This window comes from Streptomyces nitrosporeus, from assembly GCF_008704555.1.
Classification (GTDB): Bacteria; Actinomycetota; Actinomycetes; order Streptomycetales; family Streptomycetaceae; genus Streptomyces; species Streptomyces nitrosporeus.
Genome location: NZ_CP023702.1, coordinates 3,836,963 through 3,856,480, shown reverse-complemented (window position 1 = coordinate 3,856,480; position 19,518 = coordinate 3,836,963). Strand labels below are relative to the sequence as shown.

At 69.6% G+C, this 19,518-nt stretch carries 15 protein-coding genes and 1 tRNA gene; 14 read left to right on the top strand and 2 right to left on the bottom strand.

What is annotated here, in order from left to right:
* Positions 1-30: 30 nt before the first annotated feature.
* Complete coding sequence (locus CP967_RS17170) at positions 31-1,038, bottom strand: TauD/TfdA family dioxygenase (RefSeq protein ID WP_150488812.1); 1,008 nt, start codon at positions 1,036-1,038, stop codon at positions 31-33.
* A gap of 516 nt (positions 1,039-1,554) precedes the next feature.
* Between CP967_RS17170 and CP967_RS17165 the strand changes: the two genes are divergently transcribed.
* The 8 genes from CP967_RS17165 to aroC all read left to right on the top strand — a co-directional run bounded on the left by CP967_RS17165 (position 1,555) and on the right by aroC (position 10,555).
* Entirely contained in the window at positions 1,555-3,090 is a 1,536-nt protein-coding gene (locus tag CP967_RS17165) for an FAD-binding oxidoreductase (protein WP_229888414.1), read from the top strand.
* A 169-nt stretch (positions 3,091-3,259) separates the two neighbouring features.
* A complete protein-coding gene (locus CP967_RS17160) occupies positions 3,260-3,922 on the top strand; it encodes an NAD(P)-dependent oxidoreductase (protein ID WP_150488810.1) in 663 nt (220 codons plus the stop codon).
* A gap of 144 nt (positions 3,923-4,066) precedes the next feature.
* Positions 4,067-5,245, top strand: coding sequence for a pyridoxal phosphate-dependent aminotransferase (locus tag CP967_RS17155; protein ID WP_208838871.1), 1,179 nt, complete (start codon positions 4,067-4,069; stop codon positions 5,243-5,245).
* Positions 5,246-5,354: 109 nt separating this feature from the next.
* Positions 5,355-6,536, top strand: a complete 1,182-nt coding sequence (locus tag CP967_RS17150) for a LeuA family protein (protein WP_150488809.1) — start codon at positions 5,355-5,357, stop codon at positions 6,534-6,536.
* A gap of 56 nt (positions 6,537-6,592) precedes the next feature.
* Positions 6,593-6,895, top strand: a complete 303-nt coding sequence (locus CP967_RS17145) for a chorismate mutase (RefSeq protein ID WP_150488808.1) — start codon at positions 6,593-6,595, stop codon at positions 6,893-6,895.
* Positions 6,896-6,905: 10 nt separating this feature from the next.
* Positions 6,906-7,847 (top strand): prephenate dehydratase, encoded by a 942-nt coding sequence (gene pheA / locus CP967_RS17140; RefSeq protein WP_150488807.1) that lies wholly within the window; start codon positions 6,906-6,908, stop codon positions 7,845-7,847.
* A gap of 140 nt (positions 7,848-7,987) precedes the next feature.
* Positions 7,988-9,316: a class II 3-deoxy-7-phosphoheptulonate synthase gene (locus CP967_RS17135; RefSeq protein ID WP_150488806.1), complete on the top strand. Its 1,329-nt coding sequence runs from the start codon at positions 7,988-7,990 to the stop codon at positions 9,314-9,316.
* Between the two features lie 54 nt (positions 9,317-9,370).
* The gene (aroC, locus tag CP967_RS17130; RefSeq protein WP_150488805.1) at positions 9,371-10,555 is read left to right on the top strand and encodes a chorismate synthase; all 1,185 of its coding nucleotides are present in this window, start codon (positions 9,371-9,373) and stop codon (positions 10,553-10,555) included.
* A 206-nt stretch (positions 10,556-10,761) separates the two neighbouring features.
* Here the strand turns inward: aroC and CP967_RS17125 are convergent.
* Positions 10,762-10,844, bottom strand: a tRNA-Leu gene (locus CP967_RS17125).
* A gap of 315 nt (positions 10,845-11,159) precedes the next feature.
* On the opposite strand from CP967_RS17125, the gene CP967_RS17120 reads away from it, so the two are divergent.
* The 6 genes from CP967_RS17120 (at position 11,160) to pknB (ending at position 19,218) form a co-directional block, all read left to right on the top strand.
* On the top strand, positions 11,160-12,020 hold the full coding sequence (locus CP967_RS17120; protein ID WP_167535394.1) for an FhaA domain-containing protein: 861 nt from the start codon (positions 11,160-11,162) through the stop codon (positions 12,018-12,020).
* Between the two features lie 10 nt (positions 12,021-12,030).
* Entirely contained in the window at positions 12,031-12,546 is a 516-nt protein-coding gene (locus CP967_RS17115) for an FHA domain-containing protein FhaB/FipA (RefSeq protein ID WP_150488803.1), read from the top strand.
* Between the two features lie 141 nt (positions 12,547-12,687).
* On the top strand, positions 12,688-14,178 hold the full coding sequence (locus CP967_RS17110) for a Stp1/IreP family PP2C-type Ser/Thr phosphatase (RefSeq protein ID WP_150488802.1): 1,491 nt from the start codon (positions 12,688-12,690) through the stop codon (positions 14,176-14,178).
* A 22-nt stretch (positions 14,179-14,200) separates the two neighbouring features.
* A complete protein-coding gene (locus tag CP967_RS17105; RefSeq protein ID WP_150488801.1) occupies positions 14,201-15,601 on the top strand; it encodes an FtsW/RodA/SpoVE family cell cycle protein in 1,401 nt (466 codons plus the stop codon).
* On the top strand, positions 15,598-17,055 hold the full coding sequence (locus CP967_RS17100; protein WP_150488800.1) for a peptidoglycan D,D-transpeptidase FtsI family protein: 1,458 nt from the start codon (positions 15,598-15,600) through the stop codon (positions 17,053-17,055). The genes CP967_RS17105 and CP967_RS17100 overlap by 4 nt, the downstream gene beginning before the upstream one ends.
* Before the next feature lie 168 nt (positions 17,056-17,223).
* Positions 17,224-19,218: a Stk1 family PASTA domain-containing Ser/Thr kinase gene (gene pknB, locus CP967_RS17095; protein WP_150488799.1), complete on the top strand. Its 1,995-nt coding sequence runs from the start codon at positions 17,224-17,226 to the stop codon at positions 19,216-19,218.
* Positions 19,219-19,518 lie beyond the last annotated feature (300 nt).

The following is a 19,518-nucleotide window of genomic DNA, read 5'->3' as shown; positions in this document are numbered from 1 at the left end:
GCCGGGAAGGCGGGGCTTTCGAAACACGCCCTAGTCGCCCACCCGGCCGCGGACACCGTTGATCCACTTGTCGGCGTGCTGTTCCGCGTTCGCCTCGTCGCGGAACGCGTAGGTCTTCAGCAGCCAGCGTGAACGGGCCCGCTCCGGGTCGTTGACCTCGATCTTGTCGCGACTGTGCAGACCGTCCTGGTTGGCGAAGGAGAACAGGTCACCGGTGAGGATCCGGTGGCGCTTCTTCTCCGCGCGGACCAGGGCGTTCTTCAGCGCGATCAGGGTGTCCTTGGCCTCCGGCGGACTGTCGGGGGCCACGGTCGTGTGGGTGTCCAGGTAGCGGATGCTGTGCTCCCGCTCCAGGATCGGATGCGCCTCGGAGACCGTCAGGCTCTTGTTGTTGTCACGCGAGAACACGTCGAACGGCGTGATGAAGTACGGCTTGCGCAGGATCTCCTGCTCCTCGGCCGTCAGGTGGGACAGCAGGGCGCGGCCCTCGACGAACCCCGTGTAGGTGAGCTCGCCCCCGGGGCAGCGCATGCCCACCAGGGAGATGAAGTCGGCGCGGACCGGGTGCGCGGTGCGGTCGTTGTGGAAGACCAGTTCGCCGTCGCTGAAACCGGTCTGCTTCCCGCTGTAGCGGTTGATCGCGATGACGTCCGTGAAGAAGTCGCCGTTGAAGCGGGTGTCGTACGCGAGCAGCGGTGTGCCGGCGAGCTGCGCGAACAGTTCGAGCAGCGCCTCACCGACGAAGGTCTTCTTCTTCGCGTACTTGTCGGCGAGCGGATCGTCGTGGTTCAGGACCGGGACGACCGGGTCGATGGGGCAGTTGCGCAGGACGTGCGCGTCCGACGTACCGGACTCGCGTTCCGCACGGATGCCGGCCACGGCTTCGGCGAAGAACGCCGGCACCTCACCCCGGTCCACCAGATCGGTCACCGAGCGGGAGAAGGCCGGGTAGTCCTCGTACGGGCTCTTGGTGACCGCGGCCAGAGCTGCGGCGAGCCCATCGCGCTCGGCGTCGGTGAGTTCATAAAAAGGCTGCATGACTCGCTATTCCAAATCGATGGACGATCGCCTGGGCGACCACTGTGGGGGTAATTCTGTACCCACTGCCCCCGGTCGGGTCATCAGCCTAAGGATGAATTGACCCGTGCCGCTCTCCACCTTGGTGGAGGGCCTCCACCCCCGAAGGTGGAGGGTGGAGGACACCCTCTCCCTCAGGTGTAGGCAGGTTTATGGAGCCCTCGGGCAACGCTTGACAAGCCTTCGAACCGGTTGCTTTGATCCATCGGCGCAGTGCGGAAAAATCCTCGGTTCGCGGGTTTTCCCGCCGCCGGATCAATTCGACGCCACTGTGCGGGGGTGTAGTTGCGCGGATGGAATATCCATACATTCCGCGCGACTTTCAGGTGATGTGGTCCAGAGAGGTCTCAGGTACAAGAAGTGAGCATGTTGAACAGACGGACGGTGCTTACCGGCGCCGCCGCGGGGGTCGTCAGCGCAACGGTGCTGGGCACTTCTCCAGCCTCGGCCACGGGGCAGTCCATTCCGGTGGAGCCCGTGACCACCATCCTGCCGGGCGATGCCCGCTACCAGGAGATGACGGTCGGCCACAACACCCGCTGGGTCGGCACTCCCGACACGGTCAAGGTGGTCCACGACACCGCGCAGGTGGCGGCCGTGGTGCAGGAGGCCGTCGCGGCCGGCAAGCGCATCGCGGTGCGCGGGGGCGGTCACTGCTACGCCGACTTCGTCTTCAACCCCGGGGTGAAGACGCTCATCGACATGACGCAGATGGACGAGGTCTACTACGACTCCTCCCACAACGCCTTCGTGGTGGAGGCGGGCGCGACCCTCCTGCACGCCTATCAGGCGCTCTACAAGGGCTGGGGCGTCGCGCTGCCCGGCGGCCTGTGCTACTCGGTGGGTATCGGCGGGCACATAGCCGGCGGCGGCTTCGGTCTGCTGTCACGTCAGTACGGCATCACCGTCGACCACCTGTACGCGGTCGAGATCGTGATCGTCGAGGCGGACGGCACCGTCAGGATCAAGAAGGCCACCCGGGAGGCCACCGATCCCCACCGCGACCTGTGGTGGGCGCACACCGGTGGTGGCGGAGGGAACTTCGGTGTGGTGACGCGGTACTTCTTCCGCTCGCCCGGCGCCTTCGGCAGCACGCCGGCGGACCAGCTCATGAGCCCGCCGAAGGACGTCTACCTGAGCGCGGTCTCGCTGCCCTGGGCGGATTTCGACAAGGACAAGTTCATCTCCCTGGTGCGGCACTACGGTGACTGGCACGAGCGCAACAGCACGCTGGACTCACCCGCTTCGGCGCTCACCAGCCTGCTGGTGATGAACCACAGGTCCAACGGGAACATCGGCATCATCACCCAGCTCGACGCCTCCGTACCGAACGCCCGGCAGCTGATCGAGGACTACCTCGTCGAGATCACCTCGCCGACCGGGGTGGAGACCGCGCCGCTGGCCGAGGCGGTCGGTGAGCAGGGCCCGCTGCCGGAGTTCTTCACCCCGCGCAAGCTGCCCTGGCTCACCTCGGTGCGGCTGCTCGGCACCAACAACCCGGCGCTGACCAACCCGACCCTGCGCTCGGCCAACAAGTCGGCGTACCACCGCAAGGGCTTCACGGCCGCCCAGGCCGGCTCGCTCTACAACCACCTGACCCGCACCGACTTCAGCAACCCGGTGGCCAACGTGATGCTCTTCGGCTACGGCTCGAAGGTCAACACGGTCCACGCCGACGACACGGCCTCCGCCCAGCGCGACTCGGTCTTCAAGGCGCTCTACGCCACCCAGTGGTCGACCGCCGCCGACGACGCCGAGAACACCGGCTGGCTGCGCGAGGTGTACACGGAGGTGTACTCCACCAGTGGCGGCTATCCGGTACCGAACGCGGCCACCGACGGCTGCTACGTGAACTACCCCGACGCGGACATCACCGACCCCGCGCAGAACACCTCCGGGGTCGCCTGGACGACGCTCTACTACAAGGACCACTACCCGCGTCTGCAGCAGGTCAAGAAGAGGTACGACCCGATGAACGTGTTCCGGCACGCGCAGTCGATCGCCCTTCCCTGAGCGCTGCCCCGCAGCGCACGACGCACCCACAGACCGCAGCTGCCCGTCGCTGCGCGCGGCCGGCCGGCCGACCGGGCCCGGATGCCACAGGCCGACCGCATCTTCCGCTCCACCGAGCTCCTCCCCCGGGCGTCCGCCCGGGTCCCCCGAAAGACAGGAACGCATTCCCATGTCCAAGAAGATCGCTTTCTTCGGTGCCACCGGTACGTTCGGCTCGCGCATCCTCACCGAGGCGCTGAACCGCGGCTACGAGGTGACCGCCGTCGTGGTGGGCAGCGCCGGCGAGCTCACCGTGTCGCACCCGAACCTGACGGTCACCAGTGGTGACGTGCTGAACGCCAAGTCGGTCGCCGAGGTCGCCGAGGGCAAGGACGCGGTCGTCTCCGCGGTCGGCGGCGGCTACACCGACGGCAAGGCGCACGCCGCGTTCGTCCGCAACGCCGCCGAGTCCCTCGTCGAAGGTCTGCGGCTGCTCGGTGCCGGCGCCCCCCGCTTCATCTCGATCGGTGGTGCGGGCTCCCTCAACACCCCCGACGGCAAGAAGGTCTGGGACACCCCCGGTCTGCCGGAGCTGGTCACCCAGGTCATGCGGGGCCAGGGCGACGCGCTCGACTACCTGCGCACCGTCTCCGACGTGAAGTGGACCCACTTCTCCCCGGCCGCCCAGATCGAGCCGGGCGAGCGCACCGGGAACTACCGGCTCGGCCTGGACGACCTGGTCATCGGTGAGGACGGCAACAGCCGCATCAGCGCCGAGGACTACGCGGTCGCGTTCGTCGACGAGCTCGACACCCCGAAGCACATCCAGAAGCGCTTCACCGTCGGTTACTGAGCCTCCGGCCCGTAGCCGACGCGGCTGCCGGGAGCACGGGCCCCGGGAGCCGGCTCACCCGCCGGGCGGGAGAGAGGCGCGACCCCACCCGCGTCTCTCTCCCGCCCGCGCCGTACCGAGATCCATCAGAGGGGGAACACTTCCGTGAAGAACCGTATGGCGACCCGCTTCTCGAAGCTCGAGAGGTCGGCCACCGTAGCCCTGCTCGACCAGGTCCACGCCCTTCGGGCGCAGGGCGTCAAGGTTCTCGATCTCAACGGCGGGGAACCGGACTTCGCGACCGCGGACCACATCGCGGCCGAGGCGAGCGCCGCGCTGGGCGAGGGGTTCACGCACTACACACCCAGCCGGGGCCTGCTCCCGCTGCGCGAGGCCGTCAGCGAGAAACTGGCGAAGGACAACGCGCTGGTCACCGATCCCGCGACCGACGTCATCATCACCCCGTCCGCCAAGCACGCGCTGTTCATCTCGTTGCTCGCGGTCCTGGACCCGGACGACGAGCTGATCATCCCCACACCCAGCTGGGTCAGCTACACGTCCATGGCCCAGCTCGCCGGGGCCCGTCCGGTGCCGGCCGAACTGAGCGCGGACGACGGTTTCCGCATCACCCGGGAGCTTCTCGAAAGCCGGGTGTCGCCCCGCAGCAAAGCCGTTCTGGTGAACACCCCGAACAACCCGACCGGACGGGTGCTGTCCCGCGAAGAGGCCCAGGACATAGCGGATTTCGCCGTCGCGCACGACCTTTTCATCATCGCCGACGAGATCTACGAGAAGATCCGGTACGACGGCGGCGAGCACCTCACACTGGCCGGCTTCCCCGGATGCGCCGAACGCACGCTCACGGTCAACGGATTCTCCAAGGGCTACGCGATGACCGGCTGGCGGCTCGGATACGTCGCGGGCTCCGCCGAGGTCATCGGCCAGGTGCTCAAGGCCCAGGAGCACACGGTCGGCTGTGCCGGCTCGTTCGTCCAGCGGGGCGGTGTCGCGGCGCTGACCGGCCGGCAGGACTTCGTCCAGGACATGGTCGAGGAGTACGCGGCGCGGCGCGAGCTGATCGTCGCGGGCCTCGACTCCCTTCCCGGGGTGTCCTGTCCTCCACCGGAGGGGGCCTTCTACGCCTTCGCCGACATCCGCCGCACCGGGTTCGCGACGAGCACCGGGTTCGCCTCCTGGGCGCTGCGTGAGGCGGGCGTGGCCCTGACCCCCGGGTCGGCCTTCGGGCCGGGCGGGGAAGGGCATGTGCGCCTTTCCTTCGCCACGTCGCGGGAGGTCATCGAGGAGGCGGTCACCCGCCTCTCGTCGGCTCTGACGAAACGGTGAGCTGAGCGGCGCGATGCCACCGGGCCGCCCCACCGGTCCGGTGGCGGAAGAGAAACAGCATTGAGCACGGATGACGCAATTCTTATGGGAACTCCAGGGGGAGAGAGCAATGTCCGACCAGCGTGCCACCCGGCGCATATCTGTCTTCGACACCACTCTTCGTGACGGCGAACAGGCTCCCGCGAATGCGATGAACCCCGAGCAGAAGCTGGACATGGCCCTGCGGATCGAGGCGCTCGGGGTGGATTCGGTGGAGGCCGGATTCCCCGCCTCGTCGCCCAGCGACTTCGAAGCCACCCGGCTCATCTCGAAAGAGCTGACCTCGGCCCGCTTCGCCACCTTCTCCCGCACCACCCGCCGTGACGTGGAAACCGCGGTGGAGGCCGGCGGGACGGTGAACCACGAGGTCCAGATGGTCGCCACCGGCAGCGATCTGCACCTGAAGTACAAGCGCGGCATCACCCGCGAGCAGTCCGTCGCCGAGGTGGTGGACACGGTGGCCTTCGCCCGCTCCCTGGGCGTCGAGCACATCTCCGTCGGGATCGAGGACGCCACCCGCAGCGAGGACGGTTTCCTCCAGGCGCTCACCGAGAGCGCCGTGGAGGCCGGCGCCACCTGCGTCATCATCGCCGACACCTCCGGCTGCACCACCCCCGACCAGTACGGCACGCTCATCGGCAAGATCCGCCGCTGGGCCCCGGCCCCGATCAGGCTGTCCACGCACTGCCACGACGACTTCGGGCTGTCGCTCGCCAACGCCCTCGCGGGCATCGAGGCCGGCGCGGACGAGGTCCAGGCGACCCTCGGCGGCATCGGGGAACGCGCGGGCAACACGGCCCTGGAGGAGCTGGCCGGTGTGCTCGCGTACAAGAGCGACCACCTCAAGGTCCACACGGACATCGACATCTCCGCCATGTACGCGGCGTACACGGCGTTGCGCGGGATCATCCGGCTGGAGCAGCCGCGCAACAAGGCGATCTTCGGGACGTACGCCTTCGGCACCACCGCGGGCATCCACCAGCAGGGCATCCTGGCCAACCCGGAGACGTACGAGTACGTGGAGCCCTCCCGGTTCGGCCGTGAGCGCTCCCTGCTGATCGGCCGCCACTCCGGCCGGGCCGTGCTGCGCCACCTGCTGGAACAGCTGGGCGTCGAGGTCGACGACGAGCGGCTGCACGAGCTCTACCGGGTGCACATCGCCGAGCGGGCCGGCGGCGACTGCGAGGACCTGGACATCGTCAAGGCGAGGCTGGCGCTGGAGCTCGGGCGCACGCTCGTGCCGGCGTCCTGATCAGGCCCGGCCCCGTGCCGGCCTTCCGCACACATCCCGCCGTAAGGAGACTTTCCGTGCCCAGCAACACCGCCGGCCCGCGCACCGGCGTCCCCGTCGACGCCCCGGATGCCGACGCCGCCATCCTGCAGCGCCGTGCCCGTATCGATGAGATCGACGGCCGGCTGATAGCGCTGATCGAACAGCGCGTCGCCGTCTCCGCCGAGATCCAGGAGATCCGCAAGGCCGCAGGCGGACCGCAGCTCGCCGTGGCCCGTGAGGCCCAGATCATCGACCGCTACCGCGCCTCGCTCGGCCGGCTCGGGACCGAGGTCGCGATGCTGGTGTTGCGGTTGTCCCGCGGCGGCACCGGTAAGTAGTGGATGCCCGATGACCTATGCCTATCTGGGCCCGCGCGGAACCTTCGCGGAAGCGGCCCTGAGACTGCTTCCGGCAGCCACGGGTTCCCCGTGGACGCCTTTCACCACGGTGGGCACGGCGCTGGACGCCGTGCGCGACGGTACGGTCTCCACCGCCGTGGTACCGCTGGAGAACTCGGTCAGGGGCGTGGTCCCCGCCACCCTGGACGAACTGGCGGGCAGCGGCAACACCCTGCACATCACCGCCGAGATCGAGCTGCCCGTCGGATTCTCGCTGATGGCCAAGCCCGGCACCCGGCTCGACGACATCCAGCGCGTACTGAGCCATCCGCACGCCCACGGGCAGTGCCGCCAGTGGCTGGCCGGGCGGCTGCCGAATGCCCGGGTGCTGCTCTCCACGTCGACGGCGAGCGCCGCGCGGGAGGTCTCCGAGTCCGATCTGGCGTGCGACGCGGCCATCGCCGCCCCCGTCGCCGCCGAACGGTACGGTCTCGAGGTCCTCGCCTCGGGCATCGGTGAGCGCGAGGACGCGATCACCCGGTTCGTCGCCCTGCGCAGGGCCGCCCCCGCCCCCGCCCCGACCGGCCGTGACCGCAGTTCGTTCCTGCTGCCGGCCGACGAGGTCAGGGGGCGCCCGGTGACGGATCTCCTGGCCTCCTTCTCCGGCCGGGGCGTCGATGTGACCTGGGTGCAGTCCTGGCCCGCCGGTACCGGTCTCGGCAGCTACCACTTCTTCCTCGACGTCAACGGGCACATCGACGACGAGGGGGTGGGGCTGGCGATCATGGCTCTGCACCGGAAGGGGATCAACGTGTGCTTCCTGGGCAGCTATCCGCACGCGGGGGCCCCGGAGCCCGGCCCCGTCGTGGACGCGCAGGCCGGGGCGCTCGGGAGCCGCAGTTCCGAGGAGTGGCTCGAAGTGCTGCGAGCCGGTGACGCGTTCGTGGCGTGAGGAAGGCCCCGTGGCGGCCGGCAGCGGCCGCCACGGGCGGCAGTGACAAGGCGTGACAGCGTCGTCCCGCGTTCCCGTGCGAGCCAGACCAGAGAGGGAAAGGCGGTGGCCCGGCACTCCGGAGCCACCGCCGGTCCAGCATGAGCAATATCCACTCGTACCGCTCGTTCCCGGCGGCTCAGCAGCCCCCGTGGCCCGACCCGGAGGCCCTGCGCGGCGTGGTCGCCGAACTCGAGTCCCGTCCACCGCTGGTCTTCGCGGGTGAATGCGACCTGCTCCGCTCGCGACTCGCCGCGGTCGCCCGGGGGGAAGCGTTCCTGCTCCAGGGCGGCGACTGCGCCGAGACCTTCGACAAGGTCGGCGTCGAGCAGATCCGGAGCAAGCTGAAGACGCTGCTGCAGATGGCGGCCGTACTGACCTACGCGGCCTCCGTCCCCGTGGTGAAGGTGGGCCGGATCGCCGGCCAGTACTCCAAGCCCCGCTCCCGGGACACCGAGACACGGAACGGCGTCGAACTGCCCGTCTACCGGGGCGACTCGGTCAACGGCACCGAGTTCACCCCGGAGTCCCGCACCCCGGACCCGGAGCGGCTCAAGCGGATGTACCACGCGTCGGCGGCGACGCTGAACCTGGTACGCGCCTTCACCACGGGCGGCTACGCGGACCTGCGCCAGGTGCACGCCTGGAACCAGGACTTCGTCGCGATGTCCCCCTCGGGCAAGCGCTACGAGCAGCTGGCCGGGGAGATCGACAAGGCGCTCGCCTTCATGCGTGCCTGTGGGATGGACGCGGAGGAACTGCGGACCGTCGAGTTCTACGCCAGTCACGAGGCTCTCGTGCTGGACTACGAGGCAGCCCTGACCCGTACCGACTCCCGCAGCGGCGAACTGTACGACGTCTCCGGGCACATGGTGTGGATCGGTGAGCGCACCCGCCGGCTGGACGGCGCGCACGTCGAGTTCGCGTCGAAGATCCGCAACCCGATCGGAGTCAAGCTCGGCCCGGCCACCACCGCGGACGACGCGCTGGCGCTGATCGAGAAGCTGGACCCCGGCCGTGAGCCGGGCCGGCTGACGTTCATCACCAGGATGGGCGCGGCCCGGGTCCGCGACAGGCTGCCCGGACTGGTCGAGAAGGTCACGGCGTCCGGAGCCCGCGTGGTGTGGCAGTGCGACCCGATGCACGGCAACACCTTCTCCTCCGAGAGCGGGTACAAGACCCGCACGTTCGATGACGTCCTGGACGAGGTCAAGGGGTTCTTCGAGGTGCACCACGGCCTGGGGACCCACCCCGGCGGCATCCACGTCGAACTGACCGGCGACGACGTCACCGAGTGCGTCGGCGGCGGTGACGAGATCCTGGACGCGGACCTGAAGGACCGGTACGAGACCGCGTGCGACCCGCGGCTCAACCGGAGCCAGGCCCTCGACCTGGCGTTCCTCGTCGCAGAGACGTACCGGGACCGTTGATGGACCCGTATGTGACCAAGGCCGGCCGGCACGGAGCGAAGGACACAAAACACCATGGGTAATGTGCGCTGGCTGACCGCGGGGGAGTCCCACGGACCGGCACTCGTGGCGACCCTGGAGGGCCTGCCCGCCGGCGTCCCCGTCACCACCGGGCTGGTGGCGGACCATCTGGCCCGGCGGCGCCTGGGCCATGGCCGCGGGGCGCGGATGAACTTCGAGCAGGACGAGATCACCTTCCTCGGCGGGGTGCGCCACGGCCTTTCGCTGGGCTCCCCGATCGCGGTCATGGTCGGCAACACCGAGTGGCCCAGGTGGGAGAAGGTCATGTCGGCCGATCCCGTGGATCCCGCCGAACTCGCGGCCCTGGCACGCAACGCCCCGCTGACCCGCCCCCGCCCCGGGCACGCGGACCTCGCGGGCATGCAGAAGTACGGCTTCGACGAGGCCCGGCCGGTCCTGGAGCGCGCCTCGGCGCGGGAGACGGCGGCCCGGGTGGCGCTGGGCGCGGTGGCCCGGTCCTTCCTCAAGGAGGCGGCCGGTGTCGAGGTCGTCTCGCATGTGGTGGAGCTGGCCTCGGTCAAGGCCCCGTACGGGATGTGCCCGACGCCCGCGGACACGGCGAGGCTGGACGAGGATCCGGTGCGCTGCCTGGACCTGGCGGCCTCCAAGGCGATGGTCGCGGAGATCGGCCAGGCCCACAAGGACGGCGACACCCTCGGCGGTGTGGTCGAGGTCCTCGCCTACGGCGTCCCGGTCGGCCTCGGCTCGCACGTGCACTGGGACCGCAGGCTGGACGCCCGGCTCGCCGCCGCGCTGATGGGGATCCAGGCCATCAAGGGCGTCGAGGTCGGCGACGGCTTCGGCCTGGCCCGGGTGCCCGGCTCCAGGGCGCACGACGAGATCGTGAACACCCAGGACGGCATCCGGCGTTCGACGGGCCGCTCGGGCGGCACCGAGGGCGGCCTGTCCACGGGTGAACCGCTGCGCGTACGGGCCGCGATGAAACCGATCGCGACCGTCCCGCGCGCGCTCGCCACGGTGGACGTCGCCACGGGGGAGGCCACGCGGGCCCACCACCAGCGCTCCGACGTGTGCGCGGTCCCGGCAGCCGGGATCGTGGCCGAGGCGATGGTGGCGCTGGTCCTCGCGGACGCCGTCACCGAGAAGTTCGGCGGCGACAGCGTCGCCGAGACCCGGCGCAACGTGCGGTCGTACCTCGACCACCTCCGCATCCGGTGACGAGACGCCCATGACGGCCTCGGACGCTCGGCGGCCGCCCCGCGGCGGTCGCCGGCGCTCCCGTGTGACCGTCCCCACAACCCGTCCGCCCGGCCCGGACACGCCCGGCCCCCGAGCCTCCGGGTACAGCGAAAAGGTCGGCACCGATATCTCGGTGCCGACCTTCCCGTCGGTACTGCCAGGACACCTCATCGGTGTCCGACCTGTGCGCGAGGGGGGATTTGAACCCCCACGTCCGTTAGGACACTGGCACCTGAAGCCAGCGCGTCTGCCGTTCCGCCACTCGCGCATGAGTGGTGTTTCCAGGCCCTCTCACCTTTCGGTGCGAGCCCCTGGCGACATCCGGAAGATTAGCACGTCGGCGGGGGTGGAATCACATCCGTTGTTTCGCGGGACCCACGGAGGGAAGCGGGAACCCCACGAGCCCGCCCCCACTCCTTCTGAGTGCGCCCGGAGTGCGGGACACTGGCAGGAGGCCACCTCTACGATCCGTGTGAGGGGTGACACTCATCCACCGCACGGACAAGGGGAACCAGCTGATTTCCCCACGCGTGGATACGATCAGCAAGCAGTACAGGGACGACCACACCGGAGGAGGTGCCCCATGGGAGTCATGAAGCGTTTCGAGCAGCGTCTCGAAGGTCTGGTCAATGGCACCTTCGCCAAGGTCTTCAAGTCCGAGGTGCAGCCGGTAGAGATCGCCGGTGCCCTGCAGCGCGAATGCGACAACAACGCGACGATCTGGAACCGCGAGCGGACCGTCGTACCCAACGACTTCATCGTCGAACTCAGCACGCCGGACTACGAACGCCTCAGCCCCTACTCCGGCCAGCTCGGCGACGAACTGTCCGGACTGGTCCGGGACTACGCCAAGCAGCAGCGGTACACCTTCATGGGCCCCATCAAGGTCCACCTGGAGAAGGCGGACGACCTGGACACGGGTCTCTACCGCGTCCGCAGCCGCACGCTGGCGTCGAGTTCGTCACAACAGGGAGGCCAGCAGGCCGCCCCCGCTCCCTACGCCCAGCCGAACCGCCCCGGCGCCCCGCAGGCGCCCGGCGGTTACGGCTACCCGCCCGCCGCCGCCCCGCCCATGCCCGCGGCCCCGCCGCCGGGCGCACGCTCGGGCGGACCGGCCGGCGACTGGCGCGCGCAGCCCGCGCCCGGCCCCGCGCCGGACGCCCAGGTGCGGCGCTGGATCGAGATCAACGGCACCCGCCACCAGATCTCCCGCCCGACGTTGGTGATGGGCCGGAGCACCGACGCCGACGTGCGGATCGACGACCCCGGCGTATCGCGCCGGCACTGCGAGATCCGGACCGGAACGCCCTCGACGATCCAGGACCTCGGGTCCACCAACGGCATCGTGGTGGACGGGCAGCACACCACCCGCGCTACGCTCCGCGACGGCTCGCGGATCGTCGTGGGCAGCACCACCATCGTTTACCGGCAAGCCGAAGGGTGAAGCGGGGGCAATGTCAGAGCTGACCCTCACGGTCATGCGGCTAGGTTTCCTGGCTGTTCTGTGGCTGTTCGTGATCGTGGCCGTACAGGTCATCCGCAGCGACCTGTTCGGCACGCGTGTCACACAGCGCGGCTCACGCCGCACGGTGAGCGACGCCCGTCCGCAGCAGGGCGGCCGGCAGGCCGCGGCACCGCCGCCGCAGCGCCAGCAGTCCGGGCGCCAGCGGCGCGGCGCGCCCACCAAACTGGTCGTCTCCGAAGGCACGCTGACCGGCACCACGGTCGCACTCCAGGGGCAGACCATCACCCTGGGCCGCGCCCATGACTCGACGATCGTGCTGGACGACGACTACGCCTCCAGCAGGCATGCCAGGATCTACCCGGACCGGGACGGCCAGTGGATCGTCGAGGACCTCGGGTCCACCAACGGCACCTATCTCGACCGGACCCGGCTCACCACACCGACACCGATTCCGCTGGGCGCGCCGATCCGCATCGGCAAGACCGTCATCGAGCTGCGGAAGTAGTACGACAATGAGCGAGCGGAGCGAGCGAGCCGCGGCGGTCCTGACCCTGGACCCCGTCCGGCTCCCGACCGGAGGGTGGGCAGTGTGGCTCGAGACCGGCTGGCGCGACAGTCGACCGGCGAGCCGACGGGAGAGGTGCGCATGAGCTTGTCCCTGCGCTTCGCCGCCGGATCGCACAAGGGAATGATCCGCGAGGGCAACGAGGACTCGGGTTACGCCGGTCCCCGCCTCCTCGCGATCGCCGACGGCATGGGCGGACAGGCGGCCGGTGAGGTCGCCAGTTCCGAGGTGATCTCCACCCTCGTCCAGCTCGACGACGACGTCCCGGGCTCCGACATCCTCACCTCGCTCGGTACGGCGGTCCAGCGGGCCAACGACCAGCTGCGCGTGATGGTCGAGGAGGACCCCCAGCTGGAGGGCATGGGCACCACGCTCACCGCCCTGCTCTGGACCGGTCAGCGCCTCGGGCTGGTCCACGTCGGCGACTCGCGCGCCTACCTGCTGCGCGACGGTGTGCTGACGCAGATCACCCAGGACCACACCTGGGTGCAGCGTCTCGTCGACGAGGGCCGGATCACCGAGGAGGAGGCCACCACCCACCCGCAGCGCTCCCTGCTGATGCGGGCCCTGGGCAGCGGCGACCACGTGGAGCCCGACCTCTCCATCCGCGAGGTCCGGGCCGGGGACCGCTACCTGATCTGCTCCGACGGCCTCTCCGGCGTGGTCTCGCACCAGACGATGGAAGAGACCCTGGCCAGCTACCAGGGCCCGCAGGAGACCATCCAGGAGCTCATCCAGCTCGCCCTGCGCGGCGGCGGCCCCGACAACATCACCTGCATCGTCGCGGACGTCCTGGACGTCGACAGCGGCGACACCCTGGCCGGGCAGCTCAACGACAGCCCCGTCGTCGTCGGCGCGGTCGCCGAGAACCAGGCCGCCCAGCTGGGCGACGGCCGGGCCATGGAGACGCCCGCCGGGCGCGCGGCCGGCCTCGGCCGTCCCGTCCCGCCGCCCTCCGGAGGCTTCGGGCCGCCCGGCAGCGGCGGTGACCTCGGGTACGGCCCCGGCCCCGACGACGCCTTCAGCTCGTACACCGACGACGACTTCGCCAAGCCCCGCGGCGGCCGCAGATGGCTGAAGCGGTCGCTCTACACCGTGCTGGCCCTGGCCGTCATCGGCGGCGGGGTCTACGGCGGCTACCGCTGGACCCAGACGCAGTTCTACGTCGGCACCAAGGGCGACAACGTCGCGCTGTTCCGCGGGATCAGCCAGGACCTCGGCTGGGTATCGCTCTCCAAGGTCGAGGAGAGCACCGAGATCGAACTCAAGTACCTCCCGCCCTACCAGCGCAAGCAGGTCGAGGCGACCATCACCGCGGGCAACATCGAGGACGCCCGCGCGAAGGTCGGCAGACTCGAACTGCAGGCGACCGCCTGCGAGAAGGACGCACAGCGCCGCGCCGCCGAGGCCAAGGCCCAGAAGCAGAAGGAAGCCGCCGACAGCGAGGCCGCCACTCCGTCCGCCGAGAAGCCCGAGAAGCCCGAGAAGTCCGAGAAGACCGCGACCCCCACTCCCGGCCCCAGCCTCTCGGAGGAAGAGACGAAGCTGGCCCAGCAGTGCGGTAAGCAGTAAGCCGTAGGGGGCCTTCAGCACCATGAGCGTTGTCACCAACACCACCACCATCGGCGCGATCGACGCACCGAGCCGCCGTAACACCGAGCTGGCGCTCGTCGCCTTCGCCGTGCTGATCTCGGTGTTCGCGTACGCCAACGTGGGCCTCGCGCTCAACGGCGAACTCCCCGCCGGCATGCTCGGCTACGGGCTGGGACTGGCGCTGCTCGGCGGTGTCGCACACCTCGCCGTACGGAGATTCGCCCGCTACGCCGACCCGCTGCTGCTGCCGCTGGCCACGCTGCTGAACGGGCTGGGGCTCGCGCTGATCTGGCGCCTGGACCAGTCCGAGCGGTTCCAGAACACCCGGGACTTCGTCGCCGCCGCGTCCAAGCAGCTGATGTTCTCGGCTGCAGGGGTGGCCCTGCTGGTCGTCGTCCTCCTGGTCCTGAAGGATCACAGGATCCTGCAGCGCTACACCTACATCTCGATGCTGGCCGCGCTCGTGCTGCTCATCCTGCCGATGTTCTTCCCCGCGGTGAACGGCGCCAAGATCTGGATCAAGATCCCCGGCGTCGGAACGATCCAGCCCGGGGAGTTCGCCAAGATCATCATCGCCGTGTTCTTCTCCGGCTACCTGATGGTCAAGCGCGACGCGCTGGCACTCGCCAGCCGCCGCTTCATGGGCATGTACCTCCCCCGCGGCCGCGACCTCGGACCGATCCTGGCGATCTGGGCGGTCTCGATCCTCATCCTGGTCTTCGAGACGGACCTCGGCACCTCGCTGCTGTTCTTCGGCATGTTCGTCGTCATGCTGTACGTGGCCACCGAGCGCACCAGCTGGATCGTGTTCGGCCTGGCCATGTCCGCCGCCGGCGCGGTGGGCGTCGCCTCCTTCGAACCGCACGTCCAGGACCGTGTGACCGCCTGGCTCGACCCCTTCGCGGGCTGGGGCGAGATCGCCGCCAGTGAGCAGATGGCCAAGTCCCTCATGGCCTTCGGCTCCGGTGGCACCCTCGGTACGGGGCTCGGTCAGGGCAACTCCGACCTCATCGGCTTCGCCGCCAACTCCGACTTCATCCTCGCCACCGTCGGCGAGGAGCTCGGACTGGCCGGGATGATGGCCTTCCTCCTGCTGTACGCCCTGATCGTCGAGCGCGGTGTGCGCACCGCGCTCGCCGCCCGCGACCCGTTCGGCAAGCTGCTGGCCATCGGCCTCTCCGGCTCCTTCGCCATCCAGGTCTTCGTCGTCGCCGGCGGTGTCATGGGCCTCATCCCGCTGACCGGTATGACCATGCCGTTCCTCGCGGCCGGTGGTTCGTCCGTCATCGCCAACTGGGCCCTGATCGGCATCCTGATCAGGATCAGCGACACCGCCCGCCGGCCCGCCCCGGCTCCCGCGCCGTCCCCGGACGCCGAGATGACCCAGGTGGTCCGTCCGTGAACAAGCCGCTCCGCAGGATCGCGATGTTCTGCGGGATCCTCGTCCTGGCGCTGCTGGTCCGCACCAACTACCTCCAGTACGTCCGCGCCGACGAGCTGAACGCCAACGAGCACAACCGCCGGGTGGAGATCGAGCGGTACGCCCACGAACGCGGCGACATCATCGTCGACGGCGAACCGGTCACCGGTTCCGTCGAGACCACGGGCAGCGACTTCAGGTACAAGCGGGTCTGGAAGGACGGCCCCCTGTGGGCGCCCGTCACGGGCTTCTCCTCGCAGGCCTTCGGCTCCTCCCAGCTGGAGAACCTGGAGGACGGCATCCTCAGCGGCAACGGCGACCAGCTGTTCTTCGACCGGACCCTGTCGATGTTCACCGGCGAGAGGCAGACCGGCGGGAACATCGTCACCACCCTCGACGGCGCCGCGCAGAGGGCCGCCTTCGAGGGCCTCGGCGACAAGAAGGGCGCGGTCGCCGCGCTCGATCCGCGGACCGGTGCGGTCCTGGCGCTGGCCAGCACCCCCTCGTACGACCCCTCGGACTTCGCGGGCAACTCGATGAAGGACTCCGAGGCCTGGCAGAAGCTCCTGAAGGACGAGGACAAGCCGATGCTGAACCGGGCCCTGCGGGAGACCTACCCGCCCGGCTCGACGTTCAAGGTGGTCACCGCCTCCGCGGCGCTGGAGAACGGCCTCTACAGCGACATCGACGCCGAGACCGAGTCCCCGCTGCCGTGGCGCCTCCCGCTCTCGACCAACCTGCTGCAGAACGAGGGCAGCATCCCCTGCGAGAACGCCTCGCTGCGGGAGGCCCTGCGCTGGTCCTGCAACACCGTCTTCGGCAAGATGAGCGACGACCTCGGCAACGACAAGATGATCGAACAGGCCGAGAAGTTCGGCTTCAACGAAGAGGTCTTCACCCCGGTCCGCGCCGACGCCGCCGTCTACCCGAAGGACAACCGGCCGCAGAACGCCATGGCCGGCATCGGCCAGGCCTCCAACCGCGCCACACCGCTCCAGATGGCCATGGTGGCCGCCGCGATCGCCAACGACGGCAAGCTGATGCGGCCGTACATGGTCGCCCAGCGCCAGGCGCCCAACCTCGACGTCATCTACACCCATGACAAGGAGCAGTTGAGCCGGCCGCTCTCGGCGGAGAACGCCCAGAAGGTGCAGCGGATGATGGAGACCGTCGTCGAGGACGGCACGGGAACCAACGCCCGGATCGACGGCGTCACAGTCGGTGGCAAGACGGGGACCGCGCAGCACGGCCTCAACAACAGCGAGAAGCCGTACGCGTGGTTCATCTCGTACGCCAGGACGGACAGCGGGTCGCCGGTGGCCGTGGCGGTGGTCGTGGAGGACGGCAAGGCCGTGCGTGACGACATCTCCGGCGGCGGGCTGGCCGCTCCGATCGCCAAGAGCGTGATGAAGGCCGTACTCGACGGAAAGAAGTGACTCCGGTCACAACTTCTGTCCGGTCCAGCACATTGGGATACCGGTCGGATATCAGCTGTCGGGTGCGGGGCGATCACCCGTGGCAAGCCCGGTAGCGTAAGCGGGAACAGCGCACCGCCGGACCACACACGGGTGCGGTCGGGACTGACGGAGAGGGCTGGATCAGTTATGGAAGAGCCGCGTCGCCTCGGCGGCCGGTACGAGCTGGGCTCGGTGCTCGGCCGTGGTGGCATGGCCGAGGTGTACCTCGCGCACGACACCCGGCTCGGCCGCACCGTCGCTGTGAAGACGCTGCGGGCCGATCTCGCCCGCGACCCGTCCTTCCAGGCCCGCTTCCGCCGGGAGGCCCAGTCGGCCGCCTCGCTCAACCACCCGGCGATCGTCGCCGTCTACGACACCGGCGAGGACTACGTCGACGGTGTGTCCATCCCGTACATCGTGATGGAGTACGTGGACGGCTCGACGCTGCGGGAGCTGCTGCACTCCGGGCGCAGGCTGCTGCCCGAGCGCATCCTGGAGATGACGGTCGGGATCCTCCAGGCGCTGGAGTACTCGCACCGCGCCGGGATCGTCCACCGCGACATCAAGCCGGCGAACGTCATGCTGACGCGCACCGGCCAGGTCAAGGTCATGGACTTCGGCATCGCCCGCGCGATGGGTGACTCCGGCATGACGATGACCCAGACCGCCGCCGTCATCGGCACCGCCCAGTACCTCTCCCCGGAGCAGGCGAAGGGTGAACAGGTCGACGCGCGGTCCGACCTGTACTCCACGGGCTGTCTGCTCTACGAACTCCTCGCGGTCCGGCCGCCGTTCGTCGGTGACTCGCCCGTCGCGGTCGCCTACCAGCACGTACGCGAGGAGCCTCAGCCGCCGAGCAACTTCGACCCCGAGATCACGCCCGCCATGGACGCGATCGTGCTGAAGGCGCTCACCAAGGACCCCGACTACCGCTACCAGTCGGCCGACGAGATGCGGGCCGACATCGAGGCCTGCCTCGACGGCCAGCCGGTCGCGGCCGCGGCGGCGATGGGCGCGGGCGGTTACGGCGCCTACGACGGTTACGCCAACGACCAGCCGACCACGGCCCTGCGCGCGGCGGACCCGAACGGGGCCCCGACGTCCATGCTGCCGCCGGTCAACCCCGACGACGGCGGTTACGGCTACGACGACCGCCCGGACCGCCGGCGCCAGGGCCAGAAGAAGAGCAACACCTCGACGATCCTGCTGGTCGTCGCCGGTGTCCTGGTGCTCATCGGCGCGATCTTCATCGGCCGCGCGCTCTCCACCGACAGCGGCGGCGACGACAAGACACCGGTGCCGCAGCTGGTCGGCCTGACGGTCGAGAAGGCGCAGGACTTCGCGGACAACTCCGGGGTCGTCCTCAAGGTCGGCTCGAAGGAGCCCTGCGAGAAGCAGGACGAGGGCGAGGTCTGCAGCCAGAGCCCCGCGGCGGACGACGGTGCGAAGATGACGAAGGGCGACACCGTCACGGTCGTGGTCTCCACGGGCGCCCCCGAGGTCGAGGTCCCGAACGTCGTGGAGAAGACCGAGGAGACCGCCCGCAAGGAGCTGGAGGACAAGGGCTTCACGGTGAACGTCACCTCGGTGGAGTCCGACGCGACCCCGGGCACGGTCACCAAGCAGGACCCCGAGGGCGGCTCCAAGGCGAAGAAGGAGTCCGAGATCACGATCACGGTCGCCAAGGAGGCCCTGCTCGATCTCCCGGTCCTGAACCGGTCCTACGCGGAGGCGGAGGCGCAGCTCCGGGGTATCGGCTTCACCAACATCTCCCAGCGGTACGTCGACTCCGACCAGCCGAAGGACACCGTCGTCGGCCAGACCCCCCAAGGTCCGAGCAAGCAGGCCAAGGACACCCAGATCGTCCTGGACATCTCCAAGGGGCCGGCCGAGCCGGAGAAGGTGACGATCCCCGGTGACATCCGCGGGAAGAACTACGGGGAGGCGAAGGCCCAGCTCGAAGCTCTGGGCTTCGTGGTGGCGCTCCAGCCCGGCTCGTCCGACCAGGGCAAGGTGATGGGCAGCAATCCCGGTGTCGACACCCCGGCCGACAAGGGCAGCACGGTCACCCTGATCACCGTCGGTGGCGGAGGCGAAGGCGGAGGCGACTTCGGCGGTCTCTTCGGTGGCAGCGGAGACTGACCGGCCCCGCACGCGATGACGACGAGGGCTCCGGCCCACCGTGAGGTGGGCCGGAGCCCTCGTCGCTGTCCCGGGCACGTTCGCCAAAGGCGCCACCGCGGCTCTGCCGCCATCATCTGCGCGGCGCTCCCGCATGCGGAATCCCGGCCGCTGTGGTCCGCCTACGCCGACGTCGAGTGGGATGTACCCGCGGGAATCGGCCGGCCGGCACACCCTCCCTCTCCCGGACAGGCTCAGAAGACGGTGTCTGCGGGTCCGGGTCCACGATCTCGCGTCGTGACAAGAGCCGGTCCGGCACCG